The organism is Rhizobium sp. P2_G2 (assembly GCF_056403555.1).
In genome coordinates, this window is sequence record NZ_JBFUFF010000109.1 from 1 (window position 1) to 20,052 (window position 20,052).

Genomic DNA, 20,052 nt, shown 5'->3' on the forward strand with positions numbered 1-20,052 from the left:
TGGAAATATCGCAAATGACCATATCGGGGCGTTTCTCAAGCAGGATTTCCAGACCTTGGCGGCCATTGCCTGCCTCCAATACGCCGAACCCGATGTCGGAAAGCTCTTCGGCAATCAGCTGCCGGATATCGCTTTCGTCTTCGATGCACAAAATGGTTGTCATGGATCAGTCCTTGTTTTCCTATGCCGCGTGGATCGGGCGTAAGGTCGTCCGCGAGGCCTCCGGATCTTGCGCACCGGCGGGGAGGGAAACGGTAAAGGTCGTGCCGCGACCCAACACGCTTGCGACGTTTATCGAACCGTGATGCAGATCGATGACCTGCTTGGCGAGGTTCAGGCCTATTCCTGTGCCCGCGATGCCGGTGGAGCTTCTCGCCCGGAAATAAGGCTGGAAGAGTTTGGGGATATCGTCCGTATCCATGCCAATACCTTGGTCGCGGAAGGAGACATGAATCATTCCGTCTCCCACCCAGCCCTTGATGAAGATGTCGGGTGCGGTCGGCGCATATTTGATGGCATTCGAGACCAGATTGGTGAACACTTGCTCGAGTGCGGAGGGATCAGCCCTTGCCGACAGGGGCCGGAGAGCCATATCGATGTGGAATTTGTGCGTCTTGCCGATTTCGGTCTGGCGCTTGCAGACTTTCTCTACAAGCTCGGCCAAGTCGACATCCGTGACATGAATCCCATCTATTCCGTCGGTCAGGCGACCGGCAGAAAGAATGCTCTCCATCAGATCGACCATGCGGGCGACGGATTGTCGGATCAGGCTGGCTTTCTCAGCAATATAGCTGGTGGTCGGCACTTCCTTCTGCCGCATCAACCTCTGTGCCGCTGCATCGATCACGGCAAGCGGCGTTCGGAATTCGTGGGATGCCATCGATACGAACTGGCGTTGTAGAGCGTTGACGTGCCTTTCCTGCTGCAGCATCCGGTCGAGTTCGGCCTTCTGCCGCTCAATTTCCGCGGTGCGTTGTTTCACCGTCTCTTCCAATTCGTTGCGATGCGCCAGAAGCTCGATCCGGGAGTGCACGAGCGCACGCGACGCCCTGCGTAGACCGAGGCCGAGATAGATGACAGCGCTGGCTGCGATCGCAAATCCAAGCAGAGCGCCGGGGGCGATCTTCTCCATCAGCATCAAGCCGGGCTTGATCGTGTCCCAGGTGACATAGCCGAGGATATTGCCTTCCAGCCCGATGATCGGAACTGCCGCTTCGGGCCTGCCGGCCTTTTCGGGAATATATCGTATGGCTTTGACGCGGGCATCTTCGCCAACAGCGGCAAGAATATCTCCGTCCAGAAATTTGACGGCGACCTGCAGAAATGCGGCACTTGCGCGGACCGTAATGCCCGTCGTGCTTGGAAGTATAGGACGAGCACTGACAATAGCGGGCCTGCCCTCGATCGGCGCGACTTTCGTCACGGAAATTTCGCGCAGCGATGCGGATTGCCCGGTTGTTCCGTCGGTCTCCACGAGGTGACGGCGAACCTCAGCGGCGATCGCATCAATCCTCGACCGGTCGGCCGCAAGAATGGGGGGAGGGGCGGGCCTGCCTTCGCGCGCCGAAAAGATGATTTCGTTCTGATCGTTCAGGACAAGGCCAAGGTCGTGGCCGAAATAGGAGTGCAGCCATGCCCCGATCGCGGTAGCCATCCACTGCTGATTGCCCGCTCTGGTATAGGCGACCGTATCGTCTCCTATGGCGATGCTCTCCTGCTCCTTCGCCACTGCGACGATCCGCTCCTTGATCGCATGCGAGACGATGTCGCTTTGCCTGCCCAGGGCCAGCCGATCGATCTGCGTGGAGGCCAGCCAGGAAAAGCCGGCGATCAGTGCTGCAGCGATACCCGACATCACCATCAGTGTGATCGTGATTTGCGATGTCAGGCGCGCGTCTCGGTTCAACATCGGCAATCCTTCCGGTTGCCGCAAAGGTAAGGCAGAAACTATTCACAAGTTCTAAAACTTTGGCGTGAGATTTGGCTGGCACACAATGGGAAAATTGCCTGTCCGGCATAACCGTTCATGAACCACGGCCGTCGTGAAGCGAGCGGCGTTTGACGGAAAAATCTGGCTATGCCTGAATTGTCCCGCGTCGGATTTCTCCAGGATTCATTGCACCGAAAGATGGAGCGCGAACGTTGATCCCTCACCGGTAAGGCCGTATGAGTGCAGCGAGTGCCTGGCTTCGCTCGGTGAGGGAGGGATGATCGCAACTGAACAGGCTCTCAAGCCGAGCCCGTTCCGATGTCAAATTCGTCAATCAGCGACGCGGGTATTGCTACCAGCGCTGATGGACGTATTTGGCGATCTTGTCGTCGTACACCTTCTTCGCCGCCGCCATCACCTCGGCCGACAGCGCCGGCATGGCGGATGCCGCAGCATTGTCCTCGGCCTGCTTCTTGTTCTTGGCGCCGGGGATGACGACGGTGACGGCGTCCTGCATCAGGATCCATTTGAGGGCGAATTGGGCCATCGTGGCGCCGCCCGGCACCAGCGGACGTAGTTCTTCGACGGCTTCGAGGCCGACTTCATAGGGCACGCCCGAAAATGTTTCGCCCATGTCGAAGGCTTCGCCGTTGCGGTTGAACAGGCGATGGTCGTCGGCGGCGAACTGGCTTTGCGCCGTCATCTTGCCGGTCAGCATGCCCGAGGAGAGCGGCACGCGGACGATGACGGCGACGTTCTTTTCCTTCGCCTGGGGGAAGAACAGCTGGTTCGGGCGCTGGCGAAAGATGTTGTAGATGATCTGGATCGAGACGACGCCGGGATATTCGATGGCCTTCAGGCCATCCTCGACCTTTTCAACGGAGACGCCGTAGTAGCGGATCTTGCCCTTGGCGGTCAGGTCGTCGAGGATGCCGAAGACTTCCGGCATGTAGAGCACTTCGCGGGCCGGGCAGTGGAGCTGCACCAGGTCGAGCGTGTCGACGCCGAGATTGGTGAGCGAGCGGTCGATCCAGCCTTCGAGATTTTCGCGGCTATAGCCTTCCGGAACCTGCTTGGGCAGGCGGCGGCCGGCCTTGGTGGCGACCATCGGACGCGTGCCGCCGCGCTCTTTGAGGACATCGCGGATGATGCGCTCGGAGCGACCGTCACCATAGACGTCGGCGGTGTCGATGAAGGTCATGCCGGCGTCCAGCGCAGCATTGAGCGCGCCTTTGGCGTCCGCTTCCGACACGTCGCCCCAGGCGCCGCCAATGGCCCAGGCGCCAAAGCCGATTTCCGATACGGACCAGGGGGTGCGGCTGAATTGTCTCGATTTCATCGTCTCTCTCCTTGCGGGTTCGCGCGGCATTTTTCAGCGGCGGCGGGGAGAGTCAATGGTATGACCATATTTTTTGGGCAGCAGTTCGCGGTAGGTGCGCATCAGCATCGCTGTCACGGTTTCCGGATCGGTGCGCGACAGGCGCATCAGCAACATCGGATAATTCTTGTAGTGATCGGTGAAATAGTAGAGCTCGGGATCGGCATCGCAGAGCATGGCGCGCTCCTCCGCCGGCACGCCCTTGATGACGATCGAATCGCCGTCTTCCTTGAGGCGGGTGAGCATCTTGCCTCGGACCTTGAAGGATGGCGTGCCGTAATGCGTGCTGGGCTCGACAAGGTCCCAGGAGAGGAGGAGGGCGCTTAATTCATCGAAGGTCATGTCGGCCATCCCACAAACACGAAAGCCGCCACAATGGGCGGCTTTCGGGGCAAATTCAACCGGCTTCAGACCACCTTGCGCTTCGCCAGCACGTCGGTCAGCCAGTCGGTGCGCATTTCCGGGACCGAAGAGATCAGCTTCTCGGTATAGGGATGGAAAGGCGGCGAGAAGATCTGCCTGGTCGGGCCCTCTGTCACCACCTCGCCGCGCAGCATGACGGCGGTGCGGTGCGCGATGCGGCGGACGATGCCGAGATCGTGGGTAATGAACAGATAGCTCAGCCCCAGATCATCTTGCAGCCGCTTCAACAGCTTCAGGATTTCTTCGGCGACCAGCTGGTCGAGCGCCGAGGTCGGTTCGTCGCAAATGATCAGTTCCGGATCGGCCGCCAGTGCACGGGCGATGCAGATACGCTGCTTCTGGCCGCCCGACAGCGCCGTCGACAGGCGTCCGGCATAGTCGACCGGCAGGCCGACCTGGGTCAGCAACTCGGCGACGCGCGTCTTGGTTTCCGAAGCCGTTTTACCGTAATAGAACTGGTAGGGCCGGCCGATGATCTCGCCGATCGTCTGGCGCGGATTGAGCGCCACGTCCGGCAGCTGGTAGATCAGCTGGATGCGTCGCAGATCATCCTTGCTGCGCGCCTTGGTCGTCGCGGTCAGTTCCTTGCCCTCGAAGGTCACCGAGCCCGATGTGCGCGGCAGCAGGCCGACGATCAGGCGGGCCAGCGAGCTTTTGCCGGAGCCGGATTCGCCCACCACGGCAACCGTCTCGCCTCTCGACACGTCGATCGAGACATTCTTGAGCACAGTGAAATCGCCGTATTTGCCGACGACATTGTCGACCTTGAGCATTGTCGGCCCGCGTTGCGGCTCCTCGATGTGCTCGTCGAAATGATCGGCCGCCTTGCGTTCGGAAACCAGCGCCTGGGTATAGGGATTCTGCGGGTGATTGAGAATGTTCTCGGTCGTGTCGAGCTCGATCATCTTGCCGCCGCGCAACACCATGATGCGGTCGGTCACCTGCGCCACGACCGCGAGGTCATGGGTGATGTAGAGGGCAGCGGTGTTGAGCTCCTTGATCAGCTTCTTCACCAGCGCCAGCACTTCGATCTGGGTGGTGACGTCGAGCGCAGTGGTCGGCTCGTCGAAGACCAGGATGTCGGGCTTGCAGGAGATCGCCATCGCTGTCATCGCGCGCTGCAGCTGGCCGCCGGACACCTGATGCGGATAGCGGTTGCCGAACGTATCGGGATTGGGCAGGCCGAGCGAACGGAAGAGTTCGACGGCGTTTTTCTGCGCCTCCTCCTTCTTCATCAGTCCGTGCTGGATCGGCATTTCGCAGACCTGATCCATGATTGTATGGGCCGGGTTGAACGACGCTGCCGCCGACTGGGCGATATAGGCGATGCGCTGGCCGCGCATGTCGCGGCGGCCTTCGTAAGAGAGATCGCGGACGGAGACGCCGTCGATCTCGATCTTGCCGCCGGTGATGCGGCAGCCGGCGCGGGCATAGACCATGGAGGACAGGCCGATGGTCGACTTGCCGGCACCGGATTCGCCGATCAGGCCGACGACTTCGCCGCGCTGCAGTTCCAGCGAGACATTGTCGACGAGAACGTTGCCATTGACGGATTCGACGCGGAGCTTGGTGAGCTTGAGAACCGGTTGGGTCATGGCTTACATCTCCGCCGAGGCGCCCGACGGACGGGCATTGATGGACAGGATCCAGTCGACCACCAGATTGACACCGACGGTCATCAGCGCGATCGCCATGGCGGGCCAGAGCGGCGCCGGCAGGCCGAAGGAAATGGCCTTGCCGTTGTCGCGCACCATCCCGCCCCAGTCGGCATACGGTGGCTGGATGCCGAGCCCGAGGAACGAAAGGCCGGCAACGAACAGGAAGTTGAAGCAGAAGCGCAGGCCGAATTCCGAGATCATCGGCGGCAGTGCGTTCGGCAGGACTTCCCGGCGCATGATCCACCAATTGCCTTCGCCACGCAGCCTTGCGGCTTCGACATATTCAAGTACGGCAATGTTCATCGACACGGCGCGGGCGAGGCGGAAGACGCGGGGGCTGTCGATGATGGCGATGGTGAGCACCAGCGTCGGGATCGACGAGCCGAACATCGACAGCACGATCAGGGCGAAGACCAGCTGCGGAATCGACAGCATGATATCGGCGATGCGCGACAGGAGCTGGTCGAAGACCGGCCCGCCGATCGAGGCGAACAGGCCCGCTATGGTGCCGATCAGGAAGGAGAGGACCGTGGTCGAGAGCGCCACGCCGATGGTTATCTGCGCGCCGAATATCAAGCGGCTTAGCATGTCGCGGCCGATATTGTCGGTGCCGAGCCATGCGTGAGAGGAACTCGGCGCCCATGTGTCGCCAATGGTTTCGGCTTCATCATAGGGTGCGATCCACTGCGCATGCAGCGCAATCAGGATCAGGAGCGATACGATGATGATGCCGACCCAAGCCGAAAATGTCGGCCTGTAGCGGGACGACGATGCAGACAGCGCATTCGGTTGGGGACCCCACACCTTCAGCGCCAGCAGCGCCTGCAATGGCAGGACGGCGGAAAGGAAGCCCCAAAATACCGGGTCGAGGCCCCGCGTGCGCGCCATGGAGGCACCAATCGTGCCGAAGACGAAAACGAAGAAAATAGCGTCTACGAAAATGACGAACCAGGTCATCTCAAATTCCCCTGCACAAAGCCCTCAATTGTCCGGCAGTTGCACTGCCGATCACTTCGTGAGGTCGTTCGTTTGTTTTTAGCTGCGGCTGGCTGAAGCGACACTTCTCTTCTCATGTCTCACGCCTTCGGTTTGCGCAGGCGCGGATTGACGAGAATGCTCAACAAGTCCGCGGTCGTGTTGAGAATGATGAACGTGCCGGCAAAGACCAGGCCGCAGGCCTGCACCACCGGCAGGTCGCGTTTGGAGACGCCGTCGACCATATATTGCCCGACGCCGGGATAGACGAACACGACCTCGATGACGACGACGCCGACGATGAGGTAGGCAAGATTGAGCGCCACGACGGCGATGATCGGCGCCGCCGCATTGGGGAGCGCATGGCGGACGATGACACGCGCGCGGGGCAGGCCCTTGAGGAAAGCCATTTCGATATAGGGCTGCGACATGATCGACAGAACCGACGAGCGGGTCATGCGCAGCATGTGGGCGGTCACCAGAAGCGTGAGCGCGAAAGCCGGGAGGGCGGCAGCGTAGAGGCTCTCGCCCAAGGACATGTCGGGATCGATGTACGCTAGCGATTTGAACCAATGGACCTTGACTGCCAGGAACAAGATCAACAAGTAGGCGATGAAGAATTCAGGCACAGAGATGGCCGCGAGAGACAAGATGTTGGCCAGCTTATCCGGCCATTTGCCTTCGTTGATCGCTGCGAGGATACCAAGCCCAACCGCCAGCGGTACCGCGATGCACGCGGCGAAGCCAGCCAGGAACAGGGTGGCTTTGAAGCGTGGCCACAGCGTCTTGATGACGTCGCGCTTATTGGTCATCGCTTTGCCGAAATCACCCTGCACCACGCCGCCCAGCCACTTTCCGTAGCGAACGTAGGCTGGTTGATCGAGGCCGAGTTCATGGCGAAATTCTTTGAGCGTATCCGGCGTCGCGCCCTGGCCGAGCACGGCGCTTGCGACGTCGCCTGGAAGAACTTCGGTCGCCCCGAAGATCAAGACGCTGACGGCGAACAGTGTCGCGATGCCAAGAATGATTCTGATGCCTAATAGACGAAGCATTCAGCTGCCCCCTTTATTTGTCTTTATGGGCAAGAGCCTATCGCCGGCCTCTGTCCGATCCCCCGCGAGGCCGGCTGCGATGGCAGAGGCAGGCCGGGCTTGCCCGGCCTGCCTAGTCATGAACTTACGAGAACCAGCCCTTTTCAGCCAGGCGCTGGTCGGCAAGATCGTAGCGCGGGTGCGGCTGTACGCCCTGCACCTTCGGCGAATAGCCGTCGAGATAGTCGGTGATGGCAAAGCAGATCTGACCGCCGTCTTCGGAGATCATTTCCTGGCACTTGCCGTAGAGCTGCTTGCGCTTGTCCTCGTCGAGCTCGACGCGGGCCTGCGTGAGCAGGTCGTCGAATGCCGGAACGCGCCAATCGCTGTCGTTCCAGTCCGACTTGCCGCCGAATTCCTGCGTGAAGGTCTGGTCGGCGGTCAGGCGGCGGCCCCAGTAAACAGCGCAGAACGGAACCTTGAGCCAGACGTTGTCCCAGTAACCGTCGCCGGAAACTTTGGTCACCGTCAGGTCGATGCCAGCCTTCTTCAGCGATTCCTGGTAAATCTGGGCGCAATCCACTGCCGAGCCCCAGGCGCCTTCCGACGTCTTGAGTTCGATCGTCGCGTTGGAGAGGCCGGCTTTCTTGAAGTGGAACGCTGCCTTATCCGGATCGTAGGTGCGCTGCGGCATCGTGGTGTTGTAGTAGGGGTTGAGCGGGTCAAGCGTATGGTCGTTGCCCGGAATGGCGTAGCCGGCATAAACCTGCTTGATGATCTTCTCGCGGTCGATGCCCCATTTCAGAGCAAGGCGAAGATCCTTGTTCTTATAGGGATCCGAGGTGACGCGCGAGACGAAGCAGAAGCGGTTGCCGGTGCCCTTGGTGCGAACGATCGCGAGGTTCGGGTCCTTCATCAGAAGGTCGACCGTGCGAGCATCCAGACGGTTGACGGCGTCCACTTCGCCGGACTGAAGGGCCGCGGTGCGGGCGGCCGGATCCTGGATGTAGCGGATTTCGACCTTGTCGAAATTGCCGCGGCCAGGCTTCCAGAAGTCGCCGCGGTTCTTGAGCGCGATGCGCACGCCCGGCTCGAAGCTTTCGAGCGTAAAGGCGCCGGTGCCGATCGGGTTGTCCCAGTCGGTGTGGTCCTTCGGAACGACGACCAGATGGTAGTCACCGAGAATGGCCGGGAAGTCGGCATTGCCTGAAGACAGCGTGAAGGCGACCTGCTTCGGCGACAGCGCCTTCATTTCGACGATCGGCTCGAGGATGCCCTTTGCCGGCGACTTGGTTTCGCCACGATGCAGCCCGATCGAATAGATGATGTCGTCGGCGTCCAGCGTCTTGCCGTTGGAGAACTTGATGCCCTGGCGGACATTGAACACCCAGTCCTGCGCGCCCGGCTGAACATCCCAGCTCTCGAACAGTTCGCCGGTCGGATTGCCGTCCTGATCGAATTCGACCAGGCCGTTCATGATGGCGAGCGATGCGGCGATCATGATCGAGTCAGCGTAGGTGCGCGGGTCGAGCGAGTCAGAGGCCGAACCGCCCTCCATGCCGATACGCAGCGTGCCGCCCTTCTTGGGTTCGGCGGCCTGGACCTTCGAGAACATGGTGGATGCCATCGGGATCGCGATGCCTGCCGCCATAGCGAGTTGCATGAAGTCGCGGCGCGACAGATGCCCCTTGCGGGCCATCTCCTCGGCGAGCTTCAGTTTGTGTTCGAATTCATTCATGGCAGTCTCCCTTGTTTATCTTCGATAATTCCGATCGTTGGGCTCCCTCCCCAGGAGGCGCAATCGGAAGGTTTCACTTTCCCGAACCCGTGTCGGCGTCCGGAAGGTAACAGCATTGCGACGGCCGAAATCGGCCAGATGCTGCTGTCATCTCGCCGGAAGGGGTTCAGGAAATGGGATGGCAATCACGCCCGCATTGCGGGCAAGGCTGTTTTGTTTATGCCTGGATTGCATGCAGAGCCAATTCTCCCAATTCAGGACAGACCGGCGTTCCGCGCCGTCCGTCCAACCATCCGCCTTACCGCCCTGGTTGCCGTTCTAGCCGGGTCCGGGGTCTGGCAGCGGAAGACAAAGTTCCCGTGACAAGGTGATTTTTATTGTCCATCCGAAAGCGGAAATCTGTCGCAATCGGCTGTCTTCGTCCTTGCACAATTTGAATGTACGGGTTTGAGCAAAGAAATCAACTGCCTTCATAGGAGCATTTGCTAATATGCTGGGCAAAACTTCGACTTGGCTCGGGTGAAGGCTCAAAAAATACGTACCAAAGGTAGCGGCGCCTCGGGTGCCTGATGGTATTGGTTGTTATTTTGGCGGGTGTTTCAAACAACCTGTCGCATCAACGTTTTCACCGAGACGTTTTGTGTCTCACATGCGTCGTCGCAGGCAGGATGCAAATATTTTTATTTTTCCGGAAAAAAGTACGAATTCACCATTGTTTAAACTCTTAATAACCGCCCGGTAACGATGTCCGGCTAATGGTGAAGTCGCAGCCGGCGATCAGCCCCGCTGTTCTCCGGATCAGGTAGTGCGTACCGGAGACATTTGCCAGACGCGTATTGTCCGGCAAATCAGATATATGCGGCGAACCGTGCTTTGGCCCGAGAGGGGGCGGCACGGTTTTTCGTCGTTTTAGGACATGTCGTAGCATGGTGATGCGTATCACATTGCGTCGGGCTGCTGTTCTATGAAGATCTTCAGCCGCTCCAGCGCGTCGCCCCATTGCCGCGAGACGTCGTCGAGATAGGTCTTGGCGACGGCGATCGGTTCGGGCTGGAAGACATATTGGCTTTCGCGCCCGATGCGGCTCACGCAAACGAGGCCTGCGTCTTCGAGCACGCGGAGATGTTTGGTCACGGCCTGGCGGGTCAGGTTGGTGTCGATCGAGAGTCGGACGATCGACTGGCGCCCGCCGGTGCAGAGTTTCTTCAAAAGCGACAGGCGCGTGCGGTCTCCCAGCGCCGCGAAGATCGGTGCGGCGCCCAGAACGGCGGAATGTTGTTCAGGATTCGACATGGCTTTTTATGTTCTGCACCTGCGCCGCCCAGCCCATATTGTTCATCCGGAAAGCTTCCGCCCGACGATGGGCCGGGACCTTGACGAAGCCGGATTCGATGACCGTCAGTTTCGTGCCGGACGCGGTCGGGTGCAAGCGGAATTCCACCAGTGTCGGGTCCTCATGCGAATAATCGACATTCGGGTCGACCGCATAGGGTATCCAGGTGAACGAGAACAGGTCGGGCTCGCGCATTTGCTTGACCGTAGCCTTCCAGACGACATGCTCATAACCGGGATGGGTGATGTTGCCGCGCGACTCCTTGCCCGGTTCGAACGGCGCTTCCAGCTTGACGCGGAACCATTCGCCGAATTCGCGGTGGTCGGTCAGTGCGCGCCAGACGCGCGCGACCGGTGCGTTGATCTCGATGCTCTGGATGATGGTGTCGGGTGTGGCGGCTGCGTTTTCTATCGTCTCGGACATGATGGTCTCCTTGCTGAATGGATTAAATGGCAACCAAGAAGTTGCTTTTCCATCCCATAGTGAAACGCAAATGGCAACCAAAACGTTGCTGTTTCTCTTTGCGTCGGAAATCGGCGGAATGGTTTCTTGCGCCGAATGCCGTGCGGTGGCATGCGGAGGGTGACAGAAGGAGTTGGATATGGCGCGCACGATCATGCTGCAGGGAACGGGCTCGGATGTCGGCAAGACCGTGCTGGTCGCCGGTCTCTGCCGGCTTGCGGCCAATCATGGCCTGAAGGTCCGGCCGTTCAAGCCGCAGAACATGTCCAACAATGCCGCGGTCAGCGATGATGGCGGCGAGATCGGCCGGGCGCAATGGTTGCAGGCGCTTGCAGCCCGCACGCCCTCTTCCGTGCATATGAACCCGGTGCTGCTGAAGCCGCAGAGCGACAATGGCAGCCAGATCGTCGTCCAGGGCAGGGTCTATGGCCAGGCCAGGGCGCGCGACTATCAGGGCATGAAACCGGCGCTGCTTGAAAAGGTACTGGAAAGCTTTGCTTTGATCTCGGCAGACGCCGATCTCGTCATCGTCGAGGGGGCGGGCTCGCCGGCCGAGATCAACCTTCGCCGCGGCGACATTGCCAATATGGGTTTTGCGCGCGCGGCCGATGTGCCGGTGGTGCTGGTGGGCGACATCGATCGGGGCGGGGTCATCGCCTCGATCGTCGGCACGCATGTGATCCTGCCGCCGGAGGACCGGGACATGGTAACCGGCTATCTGATCAACAAGTTCCGCGGCGATGTCAGCCTGTTCGATGACGGCATAAGGGCGATTGAGGGGTTTACCGGATGGCCATGCTTCGGCGTCGTTCCCTGGCTGAAAGCGGCCGGACGGCTGCCGGCTGAGGATTCGGTGACGCTTGAACGGTTGGCGAAAGGCGAGGCCAAGCCGCTCAGGATCGCCGTGCCGGTAACGCCCAGAATCGCCAATTTCGACGATTTCGATGCACTTCGCGCTGAAGAGGCGGTGGACCTGACCTTCGTCCGGCCCGGCGAGGCAATGCCTGCCGATGCGGGATTGATCGTGCTGCCGGGCTCGAAATCGACGATCGGCGATCTCAACGCCTTGCGCGACAATGGCTGGGACAAAGAGATCATCGCCCATGTCAGGCGCGGGGGCCGGGTGCTCGGCATTTGCGGCGGCTACCAGATGCTCGGCAGCCGTATTCTCGATCCGCTCGGGCTCGAAGGCGAGCAAAAAGAGATCGAGGGCCTTGGCCTTCTCGACGTTGAGACAGTGATGGCGCCGGAAAAGACGGTGGCCAACAGCGGTGCCCATTCGCTTGCCTACGATGTGCCGCTCACCGGTTACCAGATCCATCTCGGCGAAACATCCGGGCCGGATCGCACACGTCCCTATGTCGCAATCGAGGGTGAACCCGACGGCGCTATGTCGGCGGATGGGCGGGTGGCAGGAACCTATCTGCATCGCATCTTCGACAATGACGGTTTCCGAGCCAGGCTCCTGGCCGATTTCGGCATTGAGGGCGGATCACGCAACTATCGTGCCGAGGTCGACCAGGCGCTCGATGCAGTCGCCCAGGAACTCGCGCAGGTGCTGGACCGGGATTGGCTCGAAGCGCTTCTTCAGCGGCGGCTGCAGTCTGCCTGAGGATTGCCCTGCCTGAAGCGCAAAAAAACTTCATTGCCGTAGAATAAACCGAAGATGAATTGCGTCACTCAACTGGAACGAGGGGAAGCATCTTTGCTTTCCCCGGTCAATTCGGCTATTGTCGCGCCAGAGGAAAGACAGCGCCGGAATGATCATTTCAGGTGAAATCGGGGGAAAATTCATGACGCTTTCCAAACATTTCAGGCTGCTGATGGCATCAGCTGTCAGCCTTTCCATGTCCGTCACGCCGATGGTCGGCATCGGCATTGCGCATGCCCAGTCCGCGCCTGCTGCCCAGGCCCCCGGCGACTCCGGCTGGCAGCAGGAGTTCCAGGCCTGGCGCACAGCTTCAAAGGGCAATACGGTCGGCGACTATCAGGCCTATCTGAAGATCTACCCGACCGGCAAGTTCGCCAGCGTCGCCAAGACCCGCATCGACGAGCTCAACGGCACCAAAACCGCCAACACGACCAAGGTTGTCGAGAAGACGACCCAGACGGCCGATGCGACCACGACGGTGACGCGCTCGGCAGACACGGCTGCGACCGAGAGCGAAGCCGACAAGCAAAAAGACCTGGCGATGTGGAAACAGGTCTCCAAGACCGGCACGCAGGCCGATTACGAAAAATATCTGAAGGCTTTCCCGAAAGGCAAGTTCGCCAAGGTGGCGAAGAGCCGCCTCGATGCGCTGGTCGCTGCCGCCAAAACGCCCACTGAGACCAAGACGCCCGCCGAGACCAAGGTCGTCGTCGCCAAGACCACGACCCCTGCGGAAGATCAGACGCAGGCGAAGGCTGACCAGCAGCAGCCGGCCGCCGATACTCAGACGGCGCAGGACGACAGCCAGACCAAGATCAAGGACTTGAGCAAGCCGAACGATCAGGCCAAGGCCCCGTCCAGCGAATGGGAACAGGAATATGCGGTCTGGAAGGCCGCCTCCGACGGCAATACGATCCCGGAATATGAGGCCTATCTGAAGGCCTTCCCCAAGGGCAAGTTCGCCGCGATCGCCCAGGCCCGCATCGTGCAACTCACCGCTGCCGAACAGCCGGCCAGCAATATCGACGAGGGTGACGACAGCAAGACTGAACAGACGGCCAAGCTGAAGAACAACCAGACGGCAGACGACCAGAACCAGGCCGATGATCAGAATCAGGCTCAGGATCAAAACCAAGCTGACGATCAAAACCAGGCCAACGATCAAAACCAGGCGGACGATCAGAACGACCAGGCGAAGACCGACGATCAGAACCAGGCCGACGACCAGACCCAGACGGACCAGACCCAGAACGATCAGCAGAGCGACGACCAGAACCAGACGGCCGATAACCAGATGGACAACAAGTCGCAGAATACCGATATGGGCCAGAACACCGTGCGCAGGCAGCAGGTGCACTATACCGAGGGAACACCGGAAACCGAGGACACCTATCTGTCGACGCGCGAAACGCGTCACGAGATGCAGGGCCGGCTGACCGCGCTCGGCTATGACACGATGGGAACCGATGGCGCCTATGGCCCGAACACCCGCAATGCCATCAGCGCATGGCAGCAGGACAACAACGCGCCGGTGAGCGGCTATCTCTCCGGTGACCAGATCGCCCAGATCCGCATCCAATCCAAGGTCTCCTACGCCCAATGGGTCGCCGCTCATCCCGATGTGGCCGAGCAACCCGTCGTCGTCCGGCCGCGCCGCGAGAAAATCATCGTCGAAGAACGGCATCCCGGCGTCGACGCTGCGATTGCCGCGGGTGTCCTCGGCGCGGTGGTGATCGGACGCCACAAGTTCAAGCGTAACAAGGTGGTCATCTGCCGCAGGCGACGCTTCTGCTGAGTCAAAGCCGCGTTCGCAAGTCTCGCGACGGGCCGTTTCGACGGCCCGTTTTGCTATTGATATCGGCACAGGATTGAATGTTTCCCCGCCACGTCTGCAGTCCTTCATGGACAAAGCGGCTTGCCTATTGCCCACTTTTTGACGATAAGCGCGGCGTCGGCGAGACATGGCATGTCCGATCGCAGGATCGCTCAAGTCAGTCAAATGCTCGGCAGGATGGAGCCCGCAGGCGCCGCTGCCGATGGAATAGCCGTTGCCGGACGGCGCTTGTTTGAAGGCGAATGGTCGTGCAGGATAGTGTCGAGGACGTCGTTTCCAAGTATTTCGAGAAATCGCAGGGTTCGCCTGCCGAAGGTCTCGAAGGCCTAGCGACGACGACCCGCGAGGAGCAGCGGCTCGCCTCTGAGCAACGTGCCGAAAGCCTGCTCAAGGCTCCCGATCTTGCCTCGCACGCCATCCCGTTCATTCGCGAGCTTCTTGAGACGCGCCAGCGGCGGCTTGCCTCTGCATTTTCTCAGAACCTGCTGGCCTCGCCGGAGACGGAGGTGCTTGGGCATCTCGGCATGGCTCTCGTCGCACTCGGCACCGAATATAGTGATTTCGCCTGGCACCTTTTCAACAAGGCCGGCCGCGACCATGCCATGCAGGTCGTATCGGGTGCGTTTTTCGGCCTCTGGCTGGAGAAAGAGCCGGAGGCCGCGCAGGCTAGGCTCACCGCGATGCTCGATGCGGAGCCAAAGGCTCTAAAGCAAGCCGACCTTTGGCTGATCGCCCAGCGCGCCGGGGCGCTGAAGAACTATGATCTGCTGGCGACGCTGATCGAACGGATCGCCAAAATCGATCCCGCTTTCGGGGGACTGACGGAGGAGGAACGCATCGACCTCGAATGGGCGCGCGACTATCTCGCAAGCCATCCCGAGCGCGATCATCCCGCCACGCCGGCTTCCGAGGCCGAGACGATCAATCTCGGCATCATCGACTACAAGATGATCGATCGTCACCATGCGACGACCAATATCGGCGACTATGTCCAGACGCTCGCCTTCCTGTCCAATCTCGCGCGCTTCCAGTCCGTACGCTATGACGACAGCGAACTCGGCCGCAAGCTGGAAGAACTGAAGACGCGGATCGCCCCGGAAGGCCGTTTGGTGAAACGGACGGCGAAGATCCGTCCCATCGCAGTCAATCGCGACTTCTCCTCCTGGGATTCGATTCCCGAGAAGACGTGGATGTTTGCCTATGGCTGGTACATGCATCCCGTCTTCGAGACGATGTTCGATTTTCCGTTCCATGATAACATCCGACCGATCTTTATCTCCTTCCACGTCAACAATCGCGAGATGCTGTCGGACAAGGCGATCGACTATCTGAGGAAATACCAGCCGATCGGTTGTCGCGACTGGACGACAGTCTATCTGTTGCGCGAAAAGGGCGTGCAGGCTTTCTTCTCCGGCTGCGTCACCACCACGATCGGCCAGATTTTCACCGATGACGTCCCGCATGCCGGCGAGGATACGATCGCGCTCGTCGATTATTCTACCAAGGACGACGAATTTGCCAGTCTCAACGCCGTGCCCTATACGCAGGCCGAAGACGGTGTGCGCGAAATGAAGCTCGTCGATGCGCTCGACGCTGCGACCAAGCTGCTCAACGGCTATCGGCGCTATTCGAAGATCGCGACGTCGCGGCTGCATTGCTATCTTCCCTGCACCTCGATTGGCCTCGATGTCACCTTCAAGCCGAAGAACAAGGGCGATGTGCGCTTCGAAGGCCTGATGCGGCTCGGCAAGCCGCGCTTCGAACGCATGCGCAGCAATGTTGCCGAGAAGATCGAACTGATCCTGCGGCTGATCTTCAACGGCGCCAGCGAGGAGCGCGTTTACGAAAAATGGCGCAATATCTGCGAAGCAGACCTTGCAGCAGCTGACGCCTATTGCGCGGATTTTCCGGCTTGGCCGGAGCCGTCCTTCGACATCGGAGCTATCGTCACTGCGCTGCGCGCCGATGCCTATACGCTCAACCCGGTTGCAGAGGGGAGCAATCCTGTCATTGGCGCCTTCGCGCTCGACGCCAATCTTTGCGACATGCTGCCGGTGACGATTGAGTCGGCGGTCCGCAATCTCTCGCGGCCGGCCATTTTCCACGTCCTGGCCCGCGGTATTGCGCGCAGCTATTTCGAGGATCTGGCCGCTGATTTCCCGGAAGCGCAGTTCACCATCTACGATTTCGACAAGGTGAACTATACCGACGATCTGAACCTGCTCAAGCACACGACCGCATCGACGATCGACCGTTTGCTGCTGCCGGATTTGCTCGGGCACGTCGATAAGATCATCTATCTCGACGTCGATATCGTCATCCAGGGCGATCTGGCCAAGCTCTACGACATGGACCTTGGCGATGCGCCTCTGGCAGGCAAGAGCAGCATTCCCTTGTCCTGGCGGACGGGTCACGACCTCTTGCAGCGCGCCACTTACCGGATGAAGAGCGCCAAGGCCTGGCAATTGCGCCGCCATCTGCATGCCTGTGGACGACTCGATTTCCGGGCTTTCAACGCCGGTGTGACGCTGATGAACCTGGCGCAGATGCGTGACGACCAATCCTCGCGCCTGACCGTGCCGCTGGTCGAGAATTTCGCCATGAACGATCAGGACGCGCTCAACATGTATGCACGGTCCAATCGCGCCGAATTCGATCCGATCTGGAACGCCGTACCGGCGCAGGAACCGACTGGCAATGACGGCATCCTGCATTTTGCCGGCACTGCCAAGCCCTGGGGACCGGGGCATATCCTGCGCGCCGAGGAATATGCCCGATACAAGTCGCTCTATGAAGCCCGCCGGGCGAGCCGCAAGATGGGTGCTGCATAACCAAACCGCCGCCGACAATGTCGCAGATGCGATTGACTTGTCGCAACGGAATCCCTAGTTCTTGACGATGTTTGGTTCCCGAAAGGCTTTGCCCCAGGGATCAAAAGGGAACGGGACGAATGGACCCAATCAGGGCATTGTCATCCCGGCCGACCCCGCGACTGTAGAGCGGCGAGGCATCCCCAGGAGTGATCGACGTCGATATCGCGGATAAACGGCATGGTGCCGCAGGCGCGAAATGGGGCAGAGGTCGCTTCAAAGCCACTGGAATGACGCTACGGCAACACGGACTGGACGCCTCTTCTTCTACGAATCGTCGGTCTGCGCAGCGCCCAAATTCCGGGAAGGCGAGGGGATGTCGATAGCGTGTGAGAAATCCACGTGGCAACCGCGAGCCAGGAGACCTGCCAGACAAGCAAGGGGCATTCTCGCCCGGTTTTTATTGGCCAGCAGCACGGAGGTTGTGATGGCGCCCGATCCTGTTCGCAGCCTTTGCGGCTGTATAAATAGCCTCGCGGTTTTCGCGTGATGGCCGCTCTTTCTTCTCCTGCCAGCGTATTCGTCCTGGGCGGTGCGCGCTCCGGCAAATCGTCTTTTGCAGAGCGGCTGGCCGCCGAGAGCGGGCTTGCGCGCCATTATGTCGCCACTGGTCGGGCCTGGGACGCCGAAATGGCGGACCGCATCGCACATCATAAGGTGCAGCGCGGCGACGCCTGGACGACGCATGAAGTGCCTGTAGACCTTGTCGCAACGCTTCGGTCCGTCGATCATCCGGGAAATGTCGTCCTCGTCGACTGCCTTACGCTCTGGCTCACCAATCTGATGATGGAGGAGCATGCGCTGGCGCCGGAATTTGCCGCGCTCGCCGACCATCTGGGGCAAGCGAAAGCCACGCTGATCCTGGTCTCCAACGAGGTCGGGCTTGGCATCGTGCCGGAAAATCGCATGGCGCGCGATTTCCGCGACCATGCCGGCCGGCTGCACCAATCGATCGCGGCGAAAGCCCGCGACGTCTATTTCGTGGCGGCCGGATTGCCGCTGAAGATGAAGGGATAAGACCATGCAGAAGATACCCGCCACGGTGATCACCGGCTTTCTCGGCGCCGGCAAGACGACGATGATCCGCAACATGCTGATGAATGCCGGCGGCCGCAAGATCGCGTTGATCATCAACGAATTCGGCGATCTCGGCGTCGATGGCGACGTGCTCAAGGGCTGCGGCGCCGAGGCCTGTACGGAGGACGACATTATCGAGCTCAACAATGGCTGCATCTGCTGCACCGTGGCCGACGACTTCATCCCGACCATGGAAAAGCTGCTTGAACGCAAGGACCGGCCCGACCATATCGTCATCGAGACATCGGGCCTGGCGCTACCGCAACCGTTGGTCGCCGCCTTCAATTGGCCGGGTATCAAGACAGCGGTAACCGTCGATGGCGTGGTGACCGTGGTGGACAGTGCCGCCGTCGCCGCCGGCCGCTTTGCCGATGATCATGACGCGCTCGACGCCCAGCGCGTCAACGATGCCGGGCTCGACCACGAAAGCCCGATCGAGGAGCTGTTCGAGGACCAATTGACCGCCGCCGACCTCATCGTGCTCAACAAGGCCGACCTGCTTGACGAGGCGTCCCTGAAATCGGTGCGCGCCATCGTCACCGGCGCCACCGCCCGCAAGCCGCGGATGATCGAATCGCGCCACGGCGACATCCCGGCCTCCGTCCTGCTGGGCCTGGGCATCGGCACCGAGAACGATATTTCCAACCGCAAATCGCATCACGAACTGGAGCACGAGGGCGACGGCCACGCGCATGATCATGACGAGTTCGAAAGCTTTGTCGTCGAACTTGGTGCTGTCGACGAGCCGGCCGCCTTCATCGAAAAGCTGAAGCCGATCATCGACCGTCACGACATCCTGCGCCTCAAGGGCTTTGCCGAGGTCAAGGGCAAGCCGATGCGGCTGGTGATCCAGGCGGTCGGTTCGCGCATCGACAGTTATTTCGACCGCGCCTGGACGCCGGGGGAGACGCGCGGCACACGGCTGGTGGTGATCGGTTTGCATGACGAGATGGATGATGAAGCGATCATGCGGGAGATCAAAGCGCTGGGGTGAATGGCGTTGGATTGAATAGGTTTTAGCGAATGCATCTTCTTCTCGCCCAGAAAGGTTCGATATCAGACAGCGACGAGGCCTTTGATCTCGGCCAGTCGCCGGGCGATATCGTCTTCCTGTCCGCCGCCGATACCGAGATCGCCAGCGTCGCAGCGTCGGCCAACAAGGGCGCGGCTGCATGGCGGTTGGTCAATCTGGCGAGCCTCAAGCATCCGATGTCGATCGATATGTGGGTCGACAAGACGGCGCGGCATGCGAAGTTGGTGGTTCTCCGGGCGCTGGGTGGTGTCAGCTATTTCTCCTATCTGATCGAAGCTTTGAAGGCTGGGGCGCAGGCGCATGGTTTTGCGTTAGCGGTGCTGCCGGGTGATGATCGGCCGGATGCCGGGCTCGAGCCGTGGTCGACAGCGGCGAGGGCGGATTGTGAGGCGCTTTGGGCGTATCTGGTCGAGGGTGGGGCGGAGAATATCGGGCGGTTTGTTCGCTATGCCGAGACGCTGATTTCGGCGGGCGAGAGGCCAGAGAGTGCGCAGGTGCTGGCGAGGGCGGGTATCTGGTGGCCGGGTCGGGGTGTCATTGGTTTCGATGAATGGCATGCCTCGGCGTTACCCCCCTCTGTCCTGCCGGACATCTCCCCCTCAAGGGGGGAGATCGACCTGTGGCGGACTCCCGCTCCAATCTCGACGTCTGGACTATGG

15 protein-coding genes, 1 pseudogene and 1 riboswitch are annotated in these 20,052 nt (G+C 60.4%); of the genes and pseudogenes, 6 read left to right on the forward strand and 10 right to left on the reverse strand.

Features of this window, described 5'->3' with window-relative positions:
* The 10 genes from AC1D06_RS36250 to AC1D06_RS36295 all read right to left on the reverse strand — a co-directional run.
* On the reverse strand, positions 1-163 hold a 163-nt coding region (locus tag AC1D06_RS36250), incomplete at its 3' end, for a response regulator (RefSeq protein WP_477990535.1).
* Between the two features lie 18 nt (positions 164-181).
* A complete protein-coding gene (locus AC1D06_RS36255; RefSeq protein WP_477990524.1) occupies positions 182-1,909 on the reverse strand; it encodes a sensor histidine kinase in 1,728 nt (575 codons plus the stop codon).
* Positions 1,910-2,282: 373 nt separating this feature from the next.
* Positions 2,283-3,269 carry an aldo/keto reductase gene (locus AC1D06_RS36260; protein ID WP_477990525.1) on the reverse strand — a complete coding sequence of 329 codons (987 nt, stop codon included), beginning with the start codon at positions 3,267-3,269 and terminating at the stop codon, positions 2,283-2,285.
* A 33-nt stretch (positions 3,270-3,302) separates the two neighbouring features.
* Positions 3,303-3,650, reverse strand: coding sequence for an MmcQ/YjbR family DNA-binding protein (locus tag AC1D06_RS36265; protein ID WP_477990526.1), 348 nt, complete (start codon positions 3,648-3,650; stop codon positions 3,303-3,305).
* Positions 3,651-3,715: 65 nt separating this feature from the next.
* Positions 3,716-5,326 carry an ABC transporter ATP-binding protein gene (locus AC1D06_RS36270; RefSeq protein WP_477990527.1) on the reverse strand — a complete coding sequence of 537 codons (1,611 nt, stop codon included), beginning with the start codon at positions 5,324-5,326 and terminating at the stop codon, positions 3,716-3,718.
* A 3-nt stretch (positions 5,327-5,329) separates the two neighbouring features.
* Positions 5,330-6,346, reverse strand: a complete 1,017-nt coding sequence (locus AC1D06_RS36275; protein ID WP_477990528.1) for an ABC transporter permease — start codon at positions 6,344-6,346, stop codon at positions 5,330-5,332.
* A 119-nt stretch (positions 6,347-6,465) separates the two neighbouring features.
* On the reverse strand, positions 6,466-7,416 hold the full coding sequence (locus AC1D06_RS36280) for an ABC transporter permease (protein ID WP_477990529.1): 951 nt from the start codon (positions 7,414-7,416) through the stop codon (positions 6,466-6,468).
* A gap of 124 nt (positions 7,417-7,540) precedes the next feature.
* Positions 7,541-9,133 carry an ABC transporter substrate-binding protein gene (locus AC1D06_RS36285; RefSeq protein WP_477990530.1) on the reverse strand — a complete coding sequence of 531 codons (1,593 nt, stop codon included), beginning with the start codon at positions 9,131-9,133 and terminating at the stop codon, positions 7,541-7,543.
* A 939-nt stretch (positions 9,134-10,072) separates the two neighbouring features.
* Positions 10,073-10,426 (reverse strand): ArsR/SmtB family transcription factor, encoded by a 354-nt coding sequence (locus AC1D06_RS36290; RefSeq protein ID WP_477878551.1) that lies wholly within the window; start codon positions 10,424-10,426, stop codon positions 10,073-10,075.
* Entirely contained in the window at positions 10,413-10,889 is a 477-nt protein-coding gene (locus tag AC1D06_RS36295; protein ID WP_477878552.1) for an SRPBCC family protein, read from the reverse strand. Before AC1D06_RS36295 ends, AC1D06_RS36290 begins: the two co-directional genes overlap by 14 nt.
* A gap of 178 nt (positions 10,890-11,067) precedes the next feature.
* Here AC1D06_RS36295 and AC1D06_RS36300 point away from each other — a divergent pair, with 178 nt between their 5' ends.
* From AC1D06_RS36300 to AC1D06_RS36325, 6 genes and pseudogenes are all read left to right on the forward strand, one after another.
* A complete protein-coding gene (locus AC1D06_RS36300) occupies positions 11,068-12,540 on the forward strand; it encodes a cobyric acid synthase (protein ID WP_477878553.1) in 1,473 nt (490 codons plus the stop codon).
* 181 nt (positions 12,541-12,721) lie between these two features.
* Positions 12,722-14,374 carry a peptidoglycan-binding protein gene (locus AC1D06_RS36305; RefSeq protein ID WP_477990531.1) on the forward strand — a complete coding sequence of 551 codons (1,653 nt, stop codon included), beginning with the start codon at positions 12,722-12,724 and terminating at the stop codon, positions 14,372-14,374.
* Positions 14,375-14,661: 287 nt separating this feature from the next.
* Complete coding sequence (locus AC1D06_RS36310) at positions 14,662-17,244, forward strand: glycosyltransferase (protein ID WP_477990532.1); 2,583 nt, start codon at positions 14,662-14,664, stop codon at positions 17,242-17,244.
* A 55-nt stretch (positions 17,245-17,299) separates the two neighbouring features.
* Positions 17,300-17,670, forward strand: a riboswitch (cobalamin riboswitch).
* Positions 17,671-17,772: 102 nt separating this feature from the next.
* Entirely contained in the window at positions 17,773-18,300 is a 528-nt protein-coding gene (gene cobU / locus AC1D06_RS36315) for a bifunctional adenosylcobinamide kinase/adenosylcobinamide-phosphate guanylyltransferase (protein ID WP_477990533.1), read from the forward strand.
* Between the two features lie 4 nt (positions 18,301-18,304).
* Positions 18,305-19,354, forward strand: a complete 1,050-nt coding sequence (gene cobW / locus AC1D06_RS36320) for a cobalamin biosynthesis protein CobW (RefSeq protein ID WP_477990534.1) — start codon at positions 18,305-18,307, stop codon at positions 19,352-19,354.
* A gap of 29 nt (positions 19,355-19,383) precedes the next feature.
* Positions 19,384-20,052, forward strand: a pseudogene (locus AC1D06_RS36325) (cobaltochelatase subunit CobN); the annotation flags it as partial.

What these genes read in the sequence shown, in the direction of transcription:
- cobU (WP_477990533.1), top strand. Translation starts at nt 17,773, where the DNA reads ATGGCCGCTCTTTCTTCTCCTGCCAGCGTATTCGTCCTGGGCGGTGCG.
- AC1D06_RS36270 (WP_477990527.1), bottom strand. Translation starts at nt 5,326, where the DNA reads ATGACCCAACCGGTTCTCAAGCTCACCAAGCTCCGCGTCGAATCCGTC.
- AC1D06_RS36300 (WP_477878553.1), top strand. Translation starts at nt 11,068, where the DNA reads ATGGCGCGCACGATCATGCTGCAGGGAACGGGCTCGGATGTCGGCAAG.
- AC1D06_RS36280 (WP_477990529.1), bottom strand. Translation starts at nt 7,416, where the DNA reads ATGCTTCGTCTATTAGGCATCAGAATCATTCTTGGCATCGCGACACTG.
- AC1D06_RS36305 (WP_477990531.1), top strand. Translation starts at nt 12,722, where the DNA reads ATGACGCTTTCCAAACATTTCAGGCTGCTGATGGCATCAGCTGTCAGC.
- AC1D06_RS36295 (WP_477878552.1), bottom strand. Translation starts at nt 10,889, where the DNA reads ATGTCCGAGACGATAGAAAACGCAGCCGCCACACCCGACACCATCATC.
- AC1D06_RS36275 (WP_477990528.1), bottom strand. Translation starts at nt 6,346, where the DNA reads ATGACCTGGTTCGTCATTTTCGTAGACGCTATTTTCTTCGTTTTCGTC.
- AC1D06_RS36260 (WP_477990525.1), bottom strand. Translation starts at nt 3,269, where the DNA reads ATGAAATCGAGACAATTCAGCCGCACCCCCTGGTCCGTATCGGAAATC.
- AC1D06_RS36285 (WP_477990530.1), bottom strand. Translation starts at nt 9,133, where the DNA reads ATGAATGAATTCGAACACAAACTGAAGCTCGCCGAGGAGATGGCCCGC.
- cobW (WP_477990534.1), top strand. Translation starts at nt 18,305, where the DNA reads ATGCAGAAGATACCCGCCACGGTGATCACCGGCTTTCTCGGCGCCGGC.
- AC1D06_RS36265 (WP_477990526.1), bottom strand. Translation starts at nt 3,650, where the DNA reads ATGACCTTCGATGAATTAAGCGCCCTCCTCCTCTCCTGGGACCTTGTC.
- AC1D06_RS36290 (WP_477878551.1), bottom strand. Translation starts at nt 10,426, where the DNA reads ATGTCGAATCCTGAACAACATTCCGCCGTTCTGGGCGCCGCACCGATC.
- AC1D06_RS36255 (WP_477990524.1), bottom strand. Translation starts at nt 1,909, where the DNA reads ATGTTGAACCGAGACGCGCGCCTGACATCGCAAATCACGATCACACTG.